At 60.9% G+C, this 2,132-nt stretch carries 3 protein-coding genes and 2 pseudogenes; 4 read left to right on the forward strand and 1 reads right to left on the reverse strand.

The genetic code is table 11. From position 1 onward, the window contains the following. The 3 genes and pseudogenes from ACPUER_RS36410 to tnpB all read left to right on the forward strand — a co-directional run. Positions 1 to 516: IS66 family transposase (locus tag ACPUER_RS36410; RefSeq protein WP_425133539.1), on the forward strand; the 516-nt coding region annotated here is incomplete at its 5' end. A 45-nt stretch (positions 517 to 561) separates the two neighbouring features. Beyond that, positions 562 to 699: pseudogene (locus ACPUER_RS36415) on the forward strand (IS66 family insertion sequence element accessory protein TnpB); the annotation flags it as partial. A gap of 35 nt (positions 700 to 734) precedes the next feature. Then, positions 735 to 896, forward strand: coding sequence for an IS66 family insertion sequence element accessory protein TnpB (gene tnpB / locus ACPUER_RS36420; RefSeq protein ID WP_425133541.1), 162 nt, complete (start codon positions 735 to 737; stop codon positions 894 to 896). Here tnpB and ACPUER_RS36425 read toward each other — a convergent pair. Then, a pseudogene (locus ACPUER_RS36425) lies at positions 886 to 1,119 on the reverse strand (IS256 family transposase); the annotation flags it as partial. The gene tnpB and the pseudogene ACPUER_RS36425 overlap by 11 nt on opposite strands. Positions 1,120 to 1,774: 655 nt before the next feature. Between ACPUER_RS36425 and ACPUER_RS36430 the strand changes: the two are divergent. After that, positions 1,775 to 2,132: helix-turn-helix domain-containing protein (locus ACPUER_RS36430; RefSeq protein WP_425133540.1), on the forward strand; the 358-nt coding region annotated here is incomplete at its 3' end.

Raw genomic sequence — 2,132 nt, forward strand, 5'->3', positions numbered from 1 at the left:
CACATTAAGCACCAAAGTGCACTCGCCGGGCAGGCGCTGCGGTACTTCGGCGCGCTGTACGAAGTGGAACGTGACGTAGTGGAACTTGAACCCGACGGAAGACGCATCGTGCGTCAGGAGCGTGCTCGACCGATCGCGGACACACTCCACACCTGGCTGCTCGAGCAGCGACAACGTGTCCCCGAGGGCTCGGCGATTGCCAAGGCGCTCGATTACAGCCTGAAACGCTGGGAGGCGCTCACGCGCTATCTGGACGACGGGCATCTGCCTGCGGACAACAACTGGGTGGAAAACCAAGTCCGTCCATGGGCCATCGGCAGGTCGAACTGGTTGTTCGCCGGGTCACTGCGCGCGGGAAAGCGTGCAGCCGCGATCATGACGTTGATCCGCTCCGCGCAACTGAACGGACACGATCCGTTAGCTTACCTGAAAGACGTGTTGACCCGGTTGCCGACCCACCGTGCTGCCGACATCACGCAGCTGCTGCCCCATCGCTGGACGCCAACCGACGCTTGACCATCTCGGCGATCGGTCCCGTCAAGATGACTTCGCCGGGGGCTTACGTTGATGGCGCTGTCGTTACATGTGCGCCTGTCGAATGGTGTCGAATTCGATCTTGGCGAGGCGAGCGTCGATGAGCTGGCCACGGTAATCCAGATGCTCGGGAGGCTGCCGTGTTCCGGTTCGACGAAGAGCTGAAGGTTTATCTGCATCGCGATCCGGTGGACTTCCGCATGGGCATCAACGGGCTGTCGATACTGGTCGAACAGGCGATGCGCCTGAACCCGATGACCTCGGCGCTGTTCGTCTTCGGCAACCGTCGTCGCGATCGCATCAAGATTCTCGGCTGGGGCGGCAACGGCTTCTGGCTGCTGCTCAAGCGACCACAGCGGTGACGATTTCGCGCTCTGGCAGGTAGCCGTTGCGCACGAGCGCCCGCCGTCCATCGATCGTCTTCACATTCGAATACTGCTCGAGCATTGCCGCCAGTTCCGCCTCGATTGCCTGCTGGATGATCCGCCGCGCCCCTTGCTGGATCAGATCGTCCAGGCCGGCCGTACCCTTGATGTTTGCTTCTGCCGTTTGACTGCCGCTCGTATCCTGCGTATGTTTCGCCATGGTGGTGGAGTTCGATTGAGGAAGTGTTACCGTGAGAAGCAACATTCTCCTTCAATCGCCACCGCCTTCTCCTGCCTCCTCCCTACGCCGCGTACACCACTTCCAACGATAGCTCAACAAAAGCTAGGCAGCGTTCCAACCTCCGCCGCCCTTCGGGGGACAGTTGCTCGCCCTCCACCGCAGCCAGCAACTGGCCAAACTCGGAGCAGGACCGCTCGCGCCAGCCCCTCCAACTCTTGCTGGCGCTTTCTTCAGGCACCGCAGTTGCCGGCAGCGCTACGGCAGCACTGCCGCAAGACTTGAGAGCCAGCCCCAGAGGCGAGCCCGGTTTCCTAGCCTCAATATTGGCCGTCAGCTCCGCTTGCTCCGAGGAACGCACCCCAGGAGCGGACGAATAGGATGACAAAACAATAGACATTCCAAATACTCCAGTCTTGGCCAAATGGCCGAGACAACCATGATAAAAACCATCCGCCCTGGAACTTAAGGGGCATCCCAGCTTAGCCGGGGTGCGCGTCCGAAACTTGCACAAATCGTCCCCAACAGGCTTTGTTCGACAGGGTTGTTGGGCGCAAAGTAATAATGAGCCACTTCGCGCGAAGTAAATCTGAGCCACCTTTCAGTACAGTCAGCCTTTTGCGCGCAAAGGCTGGCGATGCTCCAGAAGGAACAGTGGATGCAAATCCATGTGCTCAAAGCCCAAGGCGTATCGGAGCGCGAGATCGCGCGGCGCCTGGGCATTTCTCGCAACACGGTGGCACGGTACCTGTCGGCCGAGGAAGTGCCGCGCTACAAGCCGCGTGAACCGAGGCCAACCAAGCTCGGAGCGTTCGAGGCGTACATCCTCGATCGCATGGCTGCTGCAGCACCCGAGATCATCGCCGCGCCGGCGCTGCTGCGCGAGTTGCGTGCGCGCGCTACGAGAGCAATCGTCAAGTCTGGTGTACGCGGGTCGGGCGGCATGATCAGGCGGCCAGCGCTTGAGGAGCCGGTGTGCTTTCAGTCACCGGGAT

Origin of the sequence: Burkholderia sp. DN3021 (genome assembly GCF_049805555.1) — a bacterium.
In the GTDB taxonomy this organism is placed as follows: domain Bacteria; phylum Pseudomonadota; class Gammaproteobacteria; order Burkholderiales; family Burkholderiaceae; genus Burkholderia; species Burkholderia pyrrocinia_C.